The organism is Bdellovibrio sp. HCB290 (assembly GCF_047305925.1).
Taxonomy (GTDB): Bacteria; Bdellovibrionota; Bdellovibrionia; order Bdellovibrionales; family Bdellovibrionaceae; genus Bdellovibrio.
This window is the reverse complement of sequence record NZ_CP178620.1, coordinates 236,185-252,113: the sequence shown is the minus strand read 5'-3', so window position 1 is coordinate 252,113 and position 15,929 is coordinate 236,185. Positions and strand designations below refer to the sequence as shown.

The following is a 15,929-nucleotide window of genomic DNA, read 5'->3' as shown; positions in this document are numbered from 1 at the left end:
CATGACCATTCGGCTCCGTATCCTTCTCTTTACATTGCTCATTGTAACCGGTGCGATGATCGCAGCCGGAACGATGGGCTATAAAATCGGAGCGTCAACACTGCAAAGCGGGCACTCTGAACGCCTGATCCAAATTCGCTTAAATCGTGCTCAAGCACTTAAAACGGACCTGGAAAATCTGGGAAACAATCTTTTGGTTGCCGCGGAAATGGTGCGAGTGCGCGATGCCGTATCAGCCTTCCACGAGTCTTTCAAAAAGATGGGCCAGAATATTCCTGAAAAATCTCTGGCAAATGATATCCAGGTGGTAAATTCCTACTACTCGGCTGCCATGGACAATAAGAGCGACACGCACATTGCAGACCGCCTCAATAAATCTGCATTGGTCCTGCAATCAATGATCCTACAGGAGGCTGGGCGCAACGAAAGCAATCCGCGAAACGTCATTGCTCTAAAAAATGCAGATCCTTATGGATACTTCAAAACACACAGTGAGATCCACACCTTCCTGTCCGACTATTCGGATCGCTTTCAAATGGATGATGTGCTGTTGCTGGATAAAGACGGTGTTGTTGTGTATTCCGTACAGAAAGGCCTGGAACTGGGAGCCAATCTGGATACAGGCTTCTTCAGCGGCACACGTCTGACGGACGTTTATCGCTGGTCACAAAGCGCGCCTCCTCAAACCTTCAGATTCTTTGATTTTGCACCACTCTCCTCGGGCTTCCCAGAGTATGTTTCTTACATTGCGGCACCTATTTATGATCAAAAAAGCTATATCGGCACTTTGCTGTTCAAAGTCTCCTTAAGTCGCTTTGATCAGATCCTAAGCGATAATTACCAATGGAAAAAGTTTGGATTACGCGAAACTGGTGAAGTGGTCGCTTTTGGCCCTGATGGCTTAATGAGAAACAGCTCCCGCTTGTATCACGAAAATCCAGGCGAGTTCATCAAGCAGTTCTCCAGCGCCGGAGGCCGGGACCCCAGCATCAAGTCCATTCAAAGTAAAAGTACCACGGCATTGATTGCGGGTCTTCCTGTTGAAAAAGTCAGACATTATTTGCGCTCTGAAGATTCCCTGGAAACAGGTACGGATTATTTAAATGCTGTCAGCTTGATGTCCATTGGTAAAGTTCAACTTCCCGGTGGTGTCGAGTGGGCGCTGATTGCGAAATCAAACTTCAACGAAACAACGGGACCGATCAATCACTATTTGGTGGTGTTTGTTGTTATCGGCTTGTTGTTCCTGGTCATCTCTTTGGGATTGGCCTTCTTTTTCGGCAAACAACTGACCCAACCACTAAACTATCTGCACAGAAAAGTTCAGTCACAGGGTGGCGCCTTTCAGGCAATCAACTATTCAAACCAGGATGAGTTTGCGAATGTGTTTAACGATTATAACTCTTTGGCGCAAAACCTGAATCAGGAGAAACTGGAAAAGGCCGTACTTGAAGACGTCATCCTGAACCTGGGTAAAGTCATGTTCATGGTTGAGATCATTCCAGGCTACGAAGGCAATCTGAAAGCTATCATTCGTAAAACCAACCGAATAGCTTATGAACTGATAGGCACACCGGAAGTTTCAATTATCGGATCAGATATCTCTTTGTAGATGGATCTGGAAGCCAAGGACTTGATCAATTCACAAAGAAAAGAAGCGCAATTGAAATGCCTTTCTGGCGAACGTATTCCCCTGGCTGTGAAAGTCATCCCAATGGAAAACACAACTGGTCACGAGCGATTCGTTGTGGTGGGCGAAGATCAACGCTGGAAACTGGAAGCTGAACGCGAACTGCGTATGAAGGAAGACCTTCTGAAAGCCTCCCAGGCTATATCAAAAACCGGATCTTTCCGATGGGATCTTCGCACAGGGCAAATGATCTGGTCTGATGAGCAATTTAAGCTTCTGGGTTTGAATGCAGCGGAAGTACATCCAAGTTACGAGCTGTTCAGAGCCATGGTCCACCATGAAGACGTTCATGTTTTGGACGATGCCATTCGCATGCAGGGATCCGGCACCCGGGAATTCCATTTTGTGCTTCGAGTTCGTCGGGCCGACACCAATGAATATGTTTGGACAAACCTGATGGGTATCACTGAATATGATGAAAACAAGAATCCCCTTTCCACTTGGGGCATCAATCAGGATATCACCGAACTTAAAAAGGCCGAACTAGAATTGATTTCTATGAAGGATGAGGCGGAAAAGTCATCTTTGGCAAAATCTCAATTCCTGGCCCACATGAGTCACGAGATCCGCACACCAATGAATGCCATCATGGGCATGGCGGAGCTTTTAAAAGAAACCAAACTTGATCCTGATCAACGCTACTATCTGACGATCTTCCAAAAAGCCAGTGAAGTACTGATGACGTTAATCAATGACATTCTGGATCTTTCAAAAATCGAGGCCGGCGAGGTCTCTATCGAGAATATAAACTTTGATCTTCGTAAAATGATGTCAGACGTACAGCAGATTATGCTACCGCGCGCACAGCTCAAAGGGGTCGAGTACTCCTTTGAAATCGGCGCCGGAGTAAAACCATATCTGATGGGCGACCCAACAAAATTACGTCAGGTTTTGATCAATCTTGTCAGCAATTCGATCAAGTTCACAGATCGCGGAGAAATCAAAGTATCTGTCACAAAAAACGCAACAAAAAAGGACAGCTTGCTAATCACAGTCAGCGATACTGGCGTAGGGATTGCTCCCCAAAAACAGCATTTGATATTCCAGAAGTTTTCCCAGGCCGACAGCTCGATTACAAGACGCTATGGCGGAACAGGATTGGGTCTTGCGATTTCAAAAAGCCTGGTTGAGCTTATGGGCGGTCAGATCTGGTTTAAGAGCCGTGAAAACCAAGGCACCACATTTTACTTCACAATGCCATATCGCGAGCAGATCAGTGGCATAGAGAAGACCACAAACCCTCTTATCAACACCTCCCTGCTTTCATTTGCTGATCAGTACGATGCACGCGAAAATGAACAACAATCGGTTAACTCTAAAGCGAACAAGAACCTACGAATCCTTCTTGCTGATGATACTGAAGACAACCGCATTCTGTTCACCCATTTCTTAAAAAGCTTTCCATTTGAAATAATTGAAGCCGAGAATGGACTTGAAGCTGTAGATAAGATAAAGTCTAACGAGTTTGATATCGTCTTTATGGACGTGCAAATGCCAGAAATGGACGGATACGCTGCAACATCGATAATTCGTGAATGGGAACGTGCAACAAGACACACACACATTCCAATAATCGCACTTACAGCCCATGCTCTTTCTGACGACAAACAAAAGTCAATAAATGCAGGCTGCGATGATCACATCACCAAGCCGTTTAAAAAAGATGTTTTGTTGGGCGTAATCAACCGTTACACGAATTAGGGATGATGATGAATTCACAGGAAGAAAAAAGCAGATTGCTGATTGTTGAGGACGACGCGGATATTCGCGAACTCCTTAAGCATTTCTTAAAAGAATTCGTCGACGAAATCGTTGAGGCGGAAAACGGCGCAGCAGCCTTGCAGTATGTAAAGACCAAAGAATTCGACACAATATTGTCGGATATTGAAATGCCACAAATGAATGGACTTAAGTTTTTGGCTTACGTTCGTTCATTAGGGCACATGACTCCATTTGTGGTGCTGACAGCCCACGGGGACCATGCTCGCGCCTTGGAAGCGCTGTCCTTGGGTGCATTCGACTTCATCACTAAAGATTCAAAAAGAAAACTGGTTATCGAAAGCGTGTGCTCTGCGATTAAAATTGGTCGTGAGATGAAAGCTTCGAAAAATGATCCCGTACAATCGACGCATCTTCGTAAGATTTATAACGACATGTCCAAATCTTCAGAGATGCGCCTGCGTAAAATCATCGACCAAATGTCGGGCTAACCAAGGTAACAGTTCCCTTTTTGTACTGCCACGCAGTACAAAAAGGGAACTGTTACCTCTGGGAGAATCCAATGGTTAAATCTACCACTCGCTATCACGGTGAAAAACACTGCGAAATCACTCATCAGCCATCATCTGCACGTATTGCTACGGATGCACCTAAAGACAATCATGGTAAGGGAGAGTTGTTTTCTCCAACGGATCTTGTTGGGGCCGCGATGGGTAGTTGCATGCTGACGACCATGGCCATTCACTCGGAAAAAGACGCTATTAATTTAAAAGGTGCTTGGGCTGAAGTTGAAAAAGAGATGGTTGCAAACCCCCGCAGAATCGCAAAATTGAACGTGGTCTTGCATCTGCCAATGAACATCCCACATGAATATCGTAAAAAGCTGGAAGACTTTGCTTTAGGCTGCCCCGTAAAAGTCAGCATGCATCCGGATATGCAAATTCCTGTTTTATTTCACTACGATATAGCCTAACGCAACTCGCCCCTCGTTGATAATCTAGGTATAGTATAAATCTATAGGTCCAGTAGATATAATCAATTGGATCTATACTCTCTTTGCTCCGATAATTTAAAGGACAAGGGGGTTGTCATGACAACGCTTGGTACTCGCGCACTACTTGCTTCAAAAATCAGAACCGGACGAAAAGTCCTGGCATTTTACACCTTAACTTTTGTTACGGTCGAGGTCTGCCGCCATTTTTTGATTCAATAATGACAGCCCGATAAAAATCAGTGACCATCTTTTCATGTAAATTTTCGACGAAAGGAAGATACACATGAAAAGATTTATCGCACCAGTCCTTGCCGCACTATTTATTAGCGCTTGCGCCCACAAAGAAGAAGCTCCAGTAACTGCAGCTCCACCTGCGCCACCGGCACCTACTAAAGCCCAAGCTGTTCTTAAAGCAGGAAAAGGTTCTAAAATTAAAGGTACTGTTCACTTCACAGAAGAGAACGGCGAACTTAAAGTTGAAACGATGATCGAAGGTTTGAAACCAGGTCCTCATGGTTTCCACATTCATGAAACTGGCACATGCGAAGGTGATTTCACTTCTGCTGGTGGTCACTTCAATCCATCAAATGCAAAACACGGTTCATTGACTTCTGCTGATCGCCACATGGGTGACATGGGTAACTTGATGGCTGACAAAAAAGGCAAAGGCAACACGACTATCACTATCAAAGGTTCTTTGAGTGGTGCTGAAGGCATTATCGGTAAGTCCATTATCGTGCACAAAGGTAAAGATGATTTGAAATCTCAACCTGCAGGTAATGCTGGCGCTCGCGAAGCTTGCGGCGTTATCGAAGCAATGTAGTTTTTTGAATAGATTCAAAATGAAAAATGCCGGGGAGACCCGGCATTTTTTTATTTAAACTGAACGAACTTTCTGAGAGATCTTACCAAATACATTTTCGCCCTTGGCATTATTCATCTGCATCTGGATCGTATCGCCCGCCTTCATGAAGGGCGTTGTGATTTCACCTTTTTCAATTTGCTCGATCATGCGCTTTTCCGCAAGACAGCTTGAACCCTTAGCATGGTCTTCATTGGAAACTGTTCCACTGCCAATGATGGCGCCTGCTGGCAGGTTTCGAGTTTTAGCTGCGTGAGCGATCAACTGTCCAAAGTGGAAGTGCATCGCGCCAGCATTCGCCTTACCGAAAAATTCGCCATTATAGGTTACATCCAATGGCAAGTGGATACGGCCGTCTTTATAACCATCACCCAACTCATCGGCGGTTACTGCAAATGGTGACAAGGCCGAGGCCGGTTTACTTTGGAAGAATCCAAATCCACCCGCCAGTTCCGCGGGAATCAATCCGCGCAAAGAAACGTCGTTGATCAGAACCAAAAGCTTGATGTGCTTCAAAGCTTCTTCAGGCGTTACACCCATTGGCACAAAATCCGTGACCACGCCCACTTCACCTTCAAAATCCGTCCCGTGAGCAAAATCACGTTGCGGAATATCTTCGGTGGGAGCCAAAAACTGCCCGCACTCCCCCTGATACATCAACGGCACTGTCGTTAATGTTTCAGGCAAAGGAGCATTGCGCGCCTGGCGCACCAGTTTAATGTGATAAATAAATGCAGAACCATCTGCGAACAACCAGGTTCTTGGCAGCGCCGAGTGAAAATCCTGCTCGTTCACGGCAAAAGATCCTGCTGCTTTGCCGTCGTTCAAATCATTGTAAAGCTTTTTCAGATCAGCTTCCTTCGCAGACCACTTTTCCATGGCTTCGCGAAGATTTGGAGCAATGTGAGTGGCCTTTACCGCGGTTTTCAAATCACGGCTGACCACGCACAGATCACCATCCAAACTATGAGCTGATTTCAGAGTACCTAGTTTCACGTTCTATCCTTAGTCAAAAGTAACAAGTAAATTAGCACCTGCTGCGCGGTAGTTTTTCAACTCTGCACCACCAGTTACAGTGGCAACTTTGCCGCTGGCACTTTCAAAGTAAACATTCAGGCCAAAATTTGGCGAAAATTTAAAAGAGGCACCGATAACCAATGGGATCAGTGGCGACGTTACATCACTGACAGTGCAGTTATTCAGACTGCATTTTTTATCCATATTAATAGCCAGGTTTGCACCCAGATAAACCCCTGCATAGTCTTCGAACTTGTACATGATATTCACTGGAATATCGACATAGTTCATTTCCACTTTGCCTTCATCTCCGCCGGATTTAACCGTCAATGGACGTTGAGTGTACAACAAACCTGTACGAACATTCCAAGCACCAGCGATTGGCAGGATACCAAAGGCACCGAACTGCATGCCAGTTAAAGAATCTGTGCTAACACCCGCAGCATCGGAATCACCGGATTGACTGCGCACCCCTACTTCAAGACCGTAATTTAAATCAGCAAAAGCTGCAGAAGAGAAAAGACCAAAAACTAAAAGGGCTGAAAGAGCCAGTTTTTTCATAAGAACTCCTTATGGGAAAAAGTCTCCCACAAGTTGTCCTATTTATCAAAACACCATACGGCATTCAGAGCCATTTCGTTCAGTGCTGTACTGTGAGAAACCAGGCTATGCTCCAGCGCCAAATGATGGGCCTCCACAGTGCCACGGGCTGCCAAAACTATTGCCAACAATGGCAGAACAATGCGTAGGGCCATTTCAATTTTCGAGCCTTTTTGTGGCGAGTACTCGTCCTTCCACTGACCGAAATTCACAGCGCAAATCAGCATGTAACCCAGGCTTAACAGAACCACAGTAATGATGGAAAAAACCAGAATCTGATTCATCGGCAAAGACTGCATTTGTTCTAGCGTGAACTGTGGCGTCCAGCTGGAGTATTCCGCAAACCGCATGCGACGACCGTGGAGAGCATAATGAAAGAAATCCACAAACGACAGCAAGGAGATAATCAACCAAATCGCGCCGAAATAGATCTTATAGAATATGAACATTCCATTGGGCCATTTTTCACAAACTGCCTGAATCATCAGGATGAAATAGATCGGCAGCAATAAAAATCCAAAAATCAAAAGATCAAAGCGAATCCCAGCCCCAAAGGCCTGCAGTACCTCCAGGAAATCAAACTGTTCGATACGGGAATAGGTGGAAAGCAAAAAGACGTTGAGTCGAAAAAGACTCATGAAAAGAACCATGGCAAGCGACAACTTCGCAAGCTTCATCATAACCTTCGATGAAAAGCGCAGCGAAAAGATAAATCTACTTGGCATTAAATCGCCCTTTGATGAAAATCTGTGTTGTTAATTCATGCACATCAACAGGAGTTAGTATATGTCCTCATTCGTACTTTACAACTACTTTCGAAGCTCCACTTCCTTCCGGGCTCGCGTAGTTATGCATCTGAAGGGACTCGCTTTCGAATACAAAGCCATCAATCTTCTTAAGGACGAACAGCACTCGGCAGAGTATCTAAAACTCAATCCCCTAGGGGGAATCCCGACATTAATTCATGATGGAAAAGTTATTCCGGATTCGATGGCCATCATCGAGTATCTTGAAGAAATCCATCCCTCGCCGTCAATCATGCCCAAGGATGCCTTCCTTCGCGCGCGTGTCCGTCAGGTGTGCGAGATCGTGAATGCTTCCATGCATCCTTACGGAAACCTGAAAGTGACAAAGTACTTGGGACAGGCCCACGGGTATACTCAGGAACAGAAGGATCAATGGGTGCAAAAATGGGTCATCCAAGGCTTGGAGGCGCTTGAGAAAACATTGCCTGAGTTCGCCGGCAAATACTGCTTTAGCGATCAAGTGACGATGGCCGACGTCGTGTTGTATCCGCAAATCATCACTTGTCAGCGCTTCCATGTGGATCTAAGCAAGTATCCGACTGTGATGAAGGTCTTCGGTAACCTGGATCAGCATCCGGCGTTCATCAAAGCCCATTTCAGCCGCCAGATCGATACACCAGAAGATCTGCGCCAACCTTGAAAATAAAAAAGCCCGGGAAACCGGGCTTTTTTCATTCTAGCGTTCTGTGATCAGAAAGTGCCATTTGTCGATAACTGGAATAATGATGAAAACCAGCATACTGACATTCAACCACATAAAAAAGGCCATCCAGCGTTGCGTGCCTTTGGATTTGTAGTATCGATAAAGCTCCTGCAAAACTTTAAATACGAACGGGAAAGTCAGCAGAATGTACAACCAGCTGGCATGAACAAATAACGGGGCTGCCAATGCGACTCCGACGTAAGCGAAAGTCCAAAGGGCAATTTGCTCCAAAGTTTTATCAATCCCACGAGCCACTGGAAGAACAGGAATATCACCTGCAGCATAGTCATCTTTATAGCGTATCGCCAATACCCAGAAGTGTGGCATCTGCCAGATAAACATGATCAAGAACAAGTACACCGACTCGGAATTAAAGATATCAGGATTTGCTGCCGCATACCCGATCGTCACCGGTAAAGCCCCCGGGAATGCACCAGGAACCGCACCGTAAGCCCACTTCTTTTTAAGATATAAAGTATACGGTCCATTATAGAACAAGACGCAAACCAGGCCTACCAAGCCCGCCATCGGTTGCACTGTGAACAACAACTGCAAACCGACGAAGATAAACAGCACAGACAAAATGCCCGCCGCCGCCGGTTTTAAACGACCTGCTGGAATGGGACGATTTGCTGTTCGGGGCATTTTTGCATCAAGCTTATAATCTTGAACCTGATTCAAGGCCAAGGAGCCCGAGCTTAGGAAGTAGATTCCCAGAAGAGTTTCCAGGAACAGTTTCCAATCGAATGGATTTTCACTTTGAAAACCAGTGGCATAGCCGGCCAAACCCGCAAGAACGGAAAAGACGACTATGCCAAACTTAGTAAGATCCGCGTATGTTTTTAACACGAATCTAAAGAGGACTTACCTCAATAGCACGAGATGCAATATCCACAACGCTAAAGAGTAGAAGAAGGATCAAGAAAAAGAAACCAGACGCGAAGATCATACGGTTCATGTTGTTATCGTCCTTCAAATGCATGAAGTACAACAAAACTAAACCAGCTTTAATCACCGCAATTCCGAAAGCGACAAGGGCATTGAATGCACCCAATGCTTCGTGGAATTGATGCGCAATTACCGTCAGGATCGTCAACGCGAACAATGCTGCCCCAACTTTCAAATACATGGAAGTTGGAGAGATGTGCGGATGAAGTACGTTTTGATCGTTATTTTGATTATGTGCTGCTGCCATTGTTAACCCACCAGGTAAAGAAGAGGGAATAGGAAGATCCAGATCAAATCGACGATGTGCCAGAAGATACCAACACCTTCAACGGGGATCCAGTATTGGGAGTGGAAATCACCGCGAATCGTTCTGATCAACAACCAAGTGATCAAACCCATACCGATCAATACGTGAAGTCCATGCAAACCCGACATACAGAAATAGAAACCGAAGTACATACCAAGGTTTGCGTGTTCTGCACCCGTCTTAGCCAGATCCAAGAAGCGACCTGGATAGAAACCAAGATGGAATTTATGGGTCCACTCGAAGTACTTGATCACCATGAAGATCGCGCCACAAAGAATCGTGACTGCCAAGGCCATCGCGGCCTTTTTGATCTGGTTACGCTGGATCAACTGGATCGAAATCGCCATTGTGAAGGAAGAGAAGATCAGAACCAGGGTATTTACGAAACCCAGTTTCCAATCAAGCTGCTTCGCCCCTTCAGAAAACATTGCGGGATACAGGTGATGAAAAATTCCATAACCAATCAAAAGCGCACCGAACATCAGGATCTCGGTCACCATGAACAACCAAATGCCCTGTTTACCGCTGTCGTATTCCTGAGTCGCATCGTTAAAGTGATGCGACACGTGTGCTGAGTGTGGATGTACTACATTATCTGTACTCATAAGGCCCCGCTGTTACTACTGGTTCAACATCGAAGTTAAATTGTGGTGGAGGTGAAGAAGTCTGCCACTCAAGAGTTTTTGCGCCCCAAGGGTTGGCAACTGCTTTCGAACCTTTTCTGATACCTTGTACAATCGCATAAAGACCGATCAAGAAACCAATCAGGATCAACCATGAACCCACAGTTGAAACCTTGTTCAGCTGTTCATAGTTCGGGATGTAATCAAAATAACGACGTGGCATACCCATCGCGCCCAGGATGAACTGAGGGAAGAATGTCACGTTGAAACCGATGAAGATGAACACGAAAGACAAACGAGCCAAAGCTTCGCTGAAGTTCTTACCGAACATTTTCGGGAACCAGTAATAGAAGCCACCCATCAACGCCATCAAAGTACCGCCCACCATTACGTAGTGGAAGTGAGCTACCACGAAGTAAGTGTCATGGAAGTGAACGTCGATCGGAAGAGTTGCAAGCATGATACCTGTCACACCACCGATAGCGAACAGAAACAAGAAACCAAGTGCGAACAACATCGGAGAATCAAAGCTGACAGAACCTTTGTAGATCGTCGCAACCCAGTTAAACATCTTGATCGCGGTCGGAACCCCAACCAGCATCGTGATAAAGGAGAACATGATACCCGCAAGTTCAGACTGGCCAGATACGAACATGTGGTGACCCCAAACGAAGAAGGAAACCGCTGCGATACCCAATGAAGAATATGCAATTGCCGTATAACCGAAGATAACTTTGCGAGAGAATGCAGTGATGATCTCGGAGATCACACCCATCGCAGGCAAGATCATGATGTAAACCGCTGGATGCGAGTAGAACCAGAAGAAATGCTGGAACAATACCGGGTCACCGCCCAATGCTGGATCGAAGATACCCACACCGAAGATTTTCTCGGCTGCCAACAACATCAAAGTGATACCCAAAACTGGAGTTGCTAGAAGCTGCAAAATCGCAGTTGAATACATCGCCCAAACGAACAAAGGCATACGGTGCATAGTCATGCCCGGAGCTCTTAGTTTGTGAACTGTCACGATCATATTCAAACCAGTAAGGATTGAAGACATACCCATGATGAACGCTGCCACAACCATCACAACCACTGAAGTTCCGGTGCGGATAGAGTACGGAGTATAGAAAGTCCAACCAGTGTCGATTTTAGAAAGGAAGAACGTTGCAATCGCCAGGAACGCGCCGGCCATGAAAACGTACCAGCTTAGCAAGTTGACCTTCGGGAAGGCCATATCCTTCGCGCCCAAATGAATTGGCAGGAAGAAGTTACCCAAGATCGCCGGGATACCAGGAACGATAACCATGAAGACCATGATCGCACCGTGATATGTCAGAACCTGATTGTAAACGTCACCGTTTTTCAGAACCTGCCCAACACCCGCAGTCGCGTTTGGAGCAAAAAGTTCCAAACGAAGAAGCAGAGCCATAACCCCACCGACAAAGAAGAAGAACATAACCGCGATCATGTACATGATACCGATGCGTTTATGGTCGATCGTCGTCAACCAGGACCAGAGACCTTTTTCACAATTAATATAGTTTTCGCCGTGAGCTGATGATGAATGACTACCCATGAGCTGCACTCCTTATTACTTCAAGCTCTTAACGTACTCGATAAGTGCGTTAAGCTCGTTTTCGTTAATCTGACCCTGGAACGTTGGCATAACGCCTTGAGGGAAACCTTTTACAACTTTTGCATTCGGTTGAAGGATGGATTCACGGATGTAGTTTTCATCCGCCACCACTTTCGAACCGTCAGCCAGAACGACTTCATGATTGAACACCTGGAACAAGGAAGGACCCACTTTTGCTGCAGGATTGTCGACCGCATGGCAAGAAGCACAAGCTTTCAACGCAAAAAGTTTTTCCCCACGTTTAGCCAATGGCAATTGGCCTTCTTCCTGACCTTCTTCCATGTACTTGTCGAACTCTTCACGAGTCACAACACGTACTTTACCAATCATTCCCGAGTGAGTTGTACCACAGTACTCAGTACAGAATGCATGGAACTCACCCAGTTTTTCCGCGCGGAACCACAAAGCCGTATAACGACCTGGAACAGCATCTTGCTTGATACGGAAGCTTGGGATGAAGAACGAGTGGATCACGTCCTGAGAAGTCAAAAGCAACTTCACATCAGTGTTCACCGGAACAACGATTTCATTAACAGCTTTATAGCCGTTCTTGTATTCGACTTCCCACGCCCATTGTTTACCAAGAACGTTGATCTCCAAAGCATCCTTCGGCATGGAACGCATACCGTGGAAGATGTACCAACCCCAGGCAAACACGGCCAGGAAGATCACAAGTGGAATGAATGACCACAAGAACTCCAACGCTGTGTTGTGAGAGATGTATGCCGTCTTGTCGTTGTCTGACTTACGTTTGTATTTCATTACAAAGTAAATCATGCCGCCGATGACGAGCACGCAGGCGATGAAACTTGTAATCAGCAAGAATCCGTAAAGATTGTCCACCTGCTTGGCAATCTCGGTTCCTTGCGTTGGCATGAAGGATTGGGCCTTCGCAATATTAAACCACATCATGTACCTTTATCTCCCCGCCACATTTTTCTTCGCTCTGCGAGAGCGAATATAAAGCGGCAATAACCATAAAACCATCACAAGAACTGTTACTCCCCCGCCCAGCTTCATCACTGAAACCGCAGCCAACGAGTACTTGCTCTTATGTGGGTCATACTTAAAACAATACAAAACAAGGCTGTCGACGAATGAACCGATTTTTCCTTCGGTTGCTTCGTTCAGCGCCAATTTAATATCCTGTTGATTAAACATAATCCCAGGAAGGTAACGGGAAATCGTACCATCAGGAGAAACGACAACCGCTGCTGAAGCATGTGCCCACTCCTTTTGATTTTCATCCCATCTGAACTTAAATCCAATAGCATCTGTCAAAGCTCTTACTTGCTCTTCAGTGCCCGTCAGAAAGTGCCATCCACCTTCTGAACCCGGACGGTTGTACATTTTCATGTACAAGTCCTTTTTATCCGCAGCATGTTGAGGCGTTTCTTTAGAGTCAAAACTGACTGCCAAAACTTTAAACTTATCGCCAACAGTCCACTGCTTTTCCATCACCTTCAACGCATCAGTCAGCCCGTTAAGGTGAAAGTTGCATAAGCCAGGACAGACAAAATACACAGGGGAAACAATCACCGGATGTTTTCCGTCAAAGTAATCCCCAAAGGTCACTTCTTTGCCGGTCTCATCCTTAAACTTCATTCCGAAATCGAGCTTCTTGCCCAACTTCTCTTCGATCCCTACCCCCTGAAGTTCGCGCGCCTTTTCGTTGGAAGGCATGCCAGCTTCTTGTTGGTCATAGGATGCAAAAGTCTGCGGTGCTGAAAACAAAACGAGAACGGTTCCAGTTAGAACCATTCCCATTGTTTTTGCTTTCAAAACAAACTGACTTTTGAACATTTAATAAGTTCCTAATTATTTTGCAGTTTTCGCAAACTCAGCAACTTTAGCAGGATCGTCTTTAGATTTATTCTCGGTGATAGAATTGATATAATGAGTAACTGCCCAACGGTCAGCCACCTTAAAGTGACCGAAAGCCGCCATTGACGTGCCCGGAATACCATTTGTAACAACTTTAAAGTGATTGATGATACCATCACCTTGAGTCCATTTTCCTTCAACCAAGTTGCGTGGTTTTGGATTCAAAGCAGCGCCGGCAGCGCCATCACCTTTACCAGTGTCACCGTGGCACATAGCACAGTTTGTTTTAAACATCTTCTGACCGTAAGTGATCATTTCTGGAGTCTCAACCCATGGCTCTGTCACTTTAGTGATATCAAACACAGGGCCCGTCGCTGCTGCTGGAGCATTTGGATCAATAACATTTTCAGCCAAATCGACACCTTTGTTGATAACAACTAGGTAGAAGAAAAAGGCGAATACAAACGCCATTGAAAACATAAAGGCAAACAAGCCACCACGGTTATAATGATCTTTATTCTCAGACATAGGCTGGCACTCCCAAGGGGACGCAAAAAAGTTTTGTCACAGTATTGTAATATAATCTAAGTTAAGTACCCGAAAACCCTAGGGACCGCAACTAATTACAGCCTCTGTTCCAGATGCTATTGTTGCGCCGCAAAAGATGATTTCACAGCACTGATACTCGCTCTCAATTTGGCTTATAAAGTGATGCCACCATCGACACTTAACACTGTCGCATTGATGTAAGCGGCCTGCTCACTTGCCAAAAACAGAACAGCATTCGCAATATCAGATGTTTCGCCAAGGCGCATCACCGGAATCTTCGCTGCCATCGCATCGATGGCCTCTTTAGGCATCGCTTTGGTCATCGCCGTATTGATAAAGCCTGGCGCAATTGCGTTGGAGGTAAACCCTTTTCGACCCAACTCTTTGCCCCAAGTTTTAGTCATCCCAATAACACCGGATTTTGCAGCGGCATAATTTGTCTGACCAAAGTTTCCATAAAGTCCGACTACGGAAGAAATGTTGATGATGCGTTTATGATTTGAATTAGGATTGAATTTTTCCAACAAAGCTTTGGTGACGTTGAACAAGCCCGTCAGGTTGGTATTGATCACAGCATCCCAATCATCCGCCCCCATTTTGGCAAACGATTTGTCGCGCGTGATTCCGGCGTTATTCACAAGGATATCCACAGCCCACGGCAAGCCCGCAACCGCTTTGGCAACGGATTCGCGATTGGTGATGTCCACTTGAACATACTGAACTTGTGAACCAAATCTGGAAAGCTCGTCAGATGCGGCAGCCAGGGCCTTTTCCGAGTAGTCCCAGATGGAAACATTTCCACCAGCAACCAGAAAACTTTGAGCAATTTCCAGCCCAATACCGGCCGCGCCACCAGTAACGATAGTATTTTTGTTAATGAATTTAAAATTTATCATGCCCCAAAGCCTACGCCCCACGGGCTCACGAGGCAAGAAAGGAGACAGGACCAGTCGAAGGTCGAGAACACAATCACCCCATTCGCCAGTAACATCTTTCCGTGTAAACTGAGAATATGTACAAATTTTTCGTATTCGCAGTGCTGTGCTTTTTAGTAAGTGGATGTAACCAAGGAGTCACATTGGGCCCTGGTACAGACACAACTCTTGCGAGTGCAGCACAGGATGAATGTGGATTTGTGCAAAACGTTTATGGTCAGCGCGTCTCGTGGAAATCCCGACTGCCAATTCGCATGTTTATCACTGCTGAGGCCGCACCAAATGAAGCAGTGATTCGCTCTGCTGCGCAAATTTGGGAAGAGGCAGCTGGCATGACATTATTTGATATCGTCACTGAAGGGGATTTAACTTTTGAAGGCAGTAAAGATGGTCGCAATGGCATCTACTGGAATCCACAGTGGTCGAAATCTCCAAACTATCAAGCGATCACCACATTATACTGGTCAGGAAATCAGATCATTGAATCTGACATGGCCGTGAATTCAAAATACTACCATTTCTATATTGAAAATCCGGAACTGACTTCAGACCTACACTTACGCAGCCTGCTGATACATGAATTTGGACATGTTTTGGGTCTTAAACATCGTTCCGCCCTGTCGACCGTCATGTGGCCCGTACTGAATGCGGGAACCAAGCGTGATGTATTGACCGATGCGGATCGCAAAGCCTTGAAATGCGAGTACTAA

Annotated in this window: 19 protein-coding genes; 8 read left to right on the top strand and 11 right to left on the bottom strand. The window is 45.7% G+C overall.

Annotated features, from left to right (window positions below):
- Position 1 precedes the first annotated feature (1 nt).
- The 6 genes from ACLVWU_RS01320 (at position 2) to ACLVWU_RS01295 (ending at position 5,226) form a co-directional block, all read left to right on the top strand.
- Positions 2 to 1,612 carry a hypothetical protein gene (locus ACLVWU_RS01320; protein ID WP_413576659.1) on the top strand — a complete coding sequence of 537 codons (1,611 nt, stop codon included), beginning with the start codon at positions 2 to 4 and terminating at the stop codon, positions 1,610 to 1,612.
- Positions 1,613 to 3,391 (top strand): ATP-binding protein, encoded by a 1,779-nt coding sequence (locus ACLVWU_RS01315; RefSeq protein WP_413576658.1) that lies wholly within the window; start codon positions 1,613 to 1,615, stop codon positions 3,389 to 3,391.
- A gap of 2 nt (positions 3,392 to 3,393) precedes the next feature.
- Complete coding sequence (locus ACLVWU_RS01310) at positions 3,394 to 3,900, top strand: response regulator (protein WP_413576657.1); 507 nt, start codon at positions 3,394 to 3,396, stop codon at positions 3,898 to 3,900.
- A gap of 71 nt (positions 3,901 to 3,971) precedes the next feature.
- Positions 3,972 to 4,382 (top strand): OsmC family protein, encoded by a 411-nt coding sequence (locus tag ACLVWU_RS01305; RefSeq protein ID WP_413576656.1) that lies wholly within the window; start codon positions 3,972 to 3,974, stop codon positions 4,380 to 4,382.
- 117 nt (positions 4,383 to 4,499) lie between these two features.
- Entirely contained in the window at positions 4,500 to 4,622 is a 123-nt protein-coding gene (locus ACLVWU_RS01300) for a hypothetical protein (RefSeq protein WP_413576654.1), read from the top strand.
- A 64-nt stretch (positions 4,623 to 4,686) separates the two neighbouring features.
- A complete protein-coding gene (locus ACLVWU_RS01295; RefSeq protein ID WP_413576653.1) occupies positions 4,687 to 5,226 on the top strand; it encodes a superoxide dismutase family protein in 540 nt (179 codons plus the stop codon).
- 54 nt (positions 5,227 to 5,280) lie between these two features.
- On the opposite strand, the gene ACLVWU_RS01290 is transcribed toward ACLVWU_RS01295, so the two are convergent.
- From ACLVWU_RS01290 to ACLVWU_RS01280, 3 genes are read right to left on the bottom strand one after another with little or no spacing between them, the layout of a single operon-like run.
- Entirely contained in the window at positions 5,281 to 6,261 is a 981-nt protein-coding gene (locus tag ACLVWU_RS01290) for a fumarylacetoacetate hydrolase family protein (RefSeq protein ID WP_413576652.1), read from the bottom strand.
- A 9-nt stretch (positions 6,262 to 6,270) separates the two neighbouring features.
- On the bottom strand, positions 6,271 to 6,843 hold the full coding sequence (locus ACLVWU_RS01285; RefSeq protein WP_413576651.1) for an outer membrane beta-barrel protein: 573 nt from the start codon (positions 6,841 to 6,843) through the stop codon (positions 6,271 to 6,273).
- A 38-nt stretch (positions 6,844 to 6,881) separates the two neighbouring features.
- Entirely contained in the window at positions 6,882 to 7,607 is a 726-nt protein-coding gene (locus ACLVWU_RS01280; RefSeq protein ID WP_413576650.1) for a hypothetical protein, read from the bottom strand.
- 61 nt (positions 7,608 to 7,668) lie between these two features.
- On the opposite strand from ACLVWU_RS01280, the gene maiA reads away from it, so the two are divergent.
- Positions 7,669 to 8,328, top strand: a complete 660-nt coding sequence (gene maiA / locus ACLVWU_RS01275) for a maleylacetoacetate isomerase (protein ID WP_413576649.1) — start codon at positions 7,669 to 7,671, stop codon at positions 8,326 to 8,328.
- A gap of 36 nt (positions 8,329 to 8,364) precedes the next feature.
- Here maiA and cyoE read toward each other — a convergent pair whose 3' ends face one another.
- From cyoE to fabG, 8 genes are all read right to left on the bottom strand, one after another.
- Entirely contained in the window at positions 8,365 to 9,240 is an 876-nt protein-coding gene (cyoE, locus tag ACLVWU_RS01270) for a heme o synthase (protein WP_413576648.1), read from the bottom strand.
- Between the two features lie 4 nt (positions 9,241 to 9,244).
- Positions 9,245 to 9,586: a cytochrome C oxidase subunit IV family protein gene (locus ACLVWU_RS01265; RefSeq protein WP_413576647.1), complete on the bottom strand. Its 342-nt coding sequence runs from the start codon at positions 9,584 to 9,586 to the stop codon at positions 9,245 to 9,247.
- A gap of 2 nt (positions 9,587 to 9,588) precedes the next feature.
- A complete protein-coding gene (locus tag ACLVWU_RS01260) occupies positions 9,589 to 10,251 on the bottom strand; it encodes a cytochrome c oxidase subunit 3 family protein (protein WP_413576645.1) in 663 nt (220 codons plus the stop codon).
- Positions 10,238 to 11,851, bottom strand: coding sequence for a cytochrome c oxidase subunit I (gene ctaD / locus ACLVWU_RS01255; RefSeq protein WP_413576644.1), 1,614 nt, complete (start codon positions 11,849 to 11,851; stop codon positions 10,238 to 10,240). The genes ACLVWU_RS01260 and ctaD overlap by 14 nt, the downstream gene beginning before the upstream one ends.
- Before the next feature lie 15 nt (positions 11,852 to 11,866).
- Entirely contained in the window at positions 11,867 to 12,823 is a 957-nt protein-coding gene (gene coxB, locus ACLVWU_RS01250) for a cytochrome c oxidase subunit II (protein ID WP_413576643.1), read from the bottom strand.
- Positions 12,824 to 12,829: 6 nt separating this feature from the next.
- Complete coding sequence (locus tag ACLVWU_RS01245; protein ID WP_413576642.1) at positions 12,830 to 13,714, bottom strand: SCO family protein; 885 nt, start codon at positions 13,712 to 13,714, stop codon at positions 12,830 to 12,832.
- A gap of 15 nt (positions 13,715 to 13,729) precedes the next feature.
- The gene (locus ACLVWU_RS01240; RefSeq protein WP_413576641.1) at positions 13,730 to 14,263 is read right to left on the bottom strand and encodes a c-type cytochrome; all 534 of its coding nucleotides are present in this window, start codon (positions 14,261 to 14,263) and stop codon (positions 13,730 to 13,732) included.
- A 173-nt stretch (positions 14,264 to 14,436) separates the two neighbouring features.
- The gene (gene fabG, locus ACLVWU_RS01235; protein WP_413576640.1) at positions 14,437 to 15,180 is read right to left on the bottom strand and encodes a 3-oxoacyl-ACP reductase FabG; all 744 of its coding nucleotides are present in this window, start codon (positions 15,178 to 15,180) and stop codon (positions 14,437 to 14,439) included.
- A 182-nt stretch (positions 15,181 to 15,362) separates the two neighbouring features.
- On the opposite strand from fabG, the gene ACLVWU_RS01230 reads away from it, so the two are divergent.
- Positions 15,363 to 15,929: a matrixin family metalloprotease gene (locus ACLVWU_RS01230; RefSeq protein WP_413576639.1), complete on the top strand. Its 567-nt coding sequence runs from the start codon at positions 15,363 to 15,365 to the stop codon at positions 15,927 to 15,929.

What these genes read in the sequence shown, in the direction of transcription:
- ACLVWU_RS01320 (WP_413576659.1), top strand. Translation starts at nt 2, where the DNA reads ATGACCATTCGGCTCCGTATCCTTCTCTTTACATTGCTCATTGTAACC.
- ACLVWU_RS01315 (WP_413576658.1), top strand. Translation starts at nt 1,613, where the DNA reads ATGGATCTGGAAGCCAAGGACTTGATCAATTCACAAAGAAAAGAAGCG.
- ACLVWU_RS01310 (WP_413576657.1), top strand. Translation starts at nt 3,394, where the DNA reads ATGATGATGAATTCACAGGAAGAAAAAAGCAGATTGCTGATTGTTGAG.
- ACLVWU_RS01305 (WP_413576656.1), top strand. Translation starts at nt 3,972, where the DNA reads ATGGTTAAATCTACCACTCGCTATCACGGTGAAAAACACTGCGAAATC.
- ACLVWU_RS01300 (WP_413576654.1), top strand. Translation starts at nt 4,500, where the DNA reads ATGACAACGCTTGGTACTCGCGCACTACTTGCTTCAAAAATCAGAACC.
- ACLVWU_RS01295 (WP_413576653.1), top strand. Translation starts at nt 4,687, where the DNA reads ATGAAAAGATTTATCGCACCAGTCCTTGCCGCACTATTTATTAGCGCT.
- ACLVWU_RS01285 (WP_413576651.1), bottom strand. Translation starts at nt 6,843, where the DNA reads ATGAAAAAACTGGCTCTTTCAGCCCTTTTAGTTTTTGGTCTTTTCTCT.
- ACLVWU_RS01280 (WP_413576650.1), bottom strand. Translation starts at nt 7,607, where the DNA reads ATGCCAAGTAGATTTATCTTTTCGCTGCGCTTTTCATCGAAGGTTATG.
- maiA (WP_413576649.1), top strand. Translation starts at nt 7,669, where the DNA reads ATGTCCTCATTCGTACTTTACAACTACTTTCGAAGCTCCACTTCCTTC.
- ACLVWU_RS01265 (WP_413576647.1), bottom strand. Translation starts at nt 9,586, where the DNA reads ATGGCAGCAGCACATAATCAAAATAACGATCAAAACGTACTTCATCCG.
- ACLVWU_RS01260 (WP_413576645.1), bottom strand. Translation starts at nt 10,251, where the DNA reads ATGAGTACAGATAATGTAGTACATCCACACTCAGCACACGTGTCGCAT.
- ctaD (WP_413576644.1), bottom strand. Translation starts at nt 11,851, where the DNA reads ATGGGTAGTCATTCATCATCAGCTCACGGCGAAAACTATATTAATTGT.
- coxB (WP_413576643.1), bottom strand. Translation starts at nt 12,823, where the DNA reads ATGATGTGGTTTAATATTGCGAAGGCCCAATCCTTCATGCCAACGCAA.
- ACLVWU_RS01245 (WP_413576642.1), bottom strand. Translation starts at nt 13,714, where the DNA reads ATGTTCAAAAGTCAGTTTGTTTTGAAAGCAAAAACAATGGGAATGGTT.
- ACLVWU_RS01240 (WP_413576641.1), bottom strand. Translation starts at nt 14,263, where the DNA reads ATGTCTGAGAATAAAGATCATTATAACCGTGGTGGCTTGTTTGCCTTT.
- fabG (WP_413576640.1), bottom strand. Translation starts at nt 15,180, where the DNA reads ATGATAAATTTTAAATTCATTAACAAAAATACTATCGTTACTGGTGGC.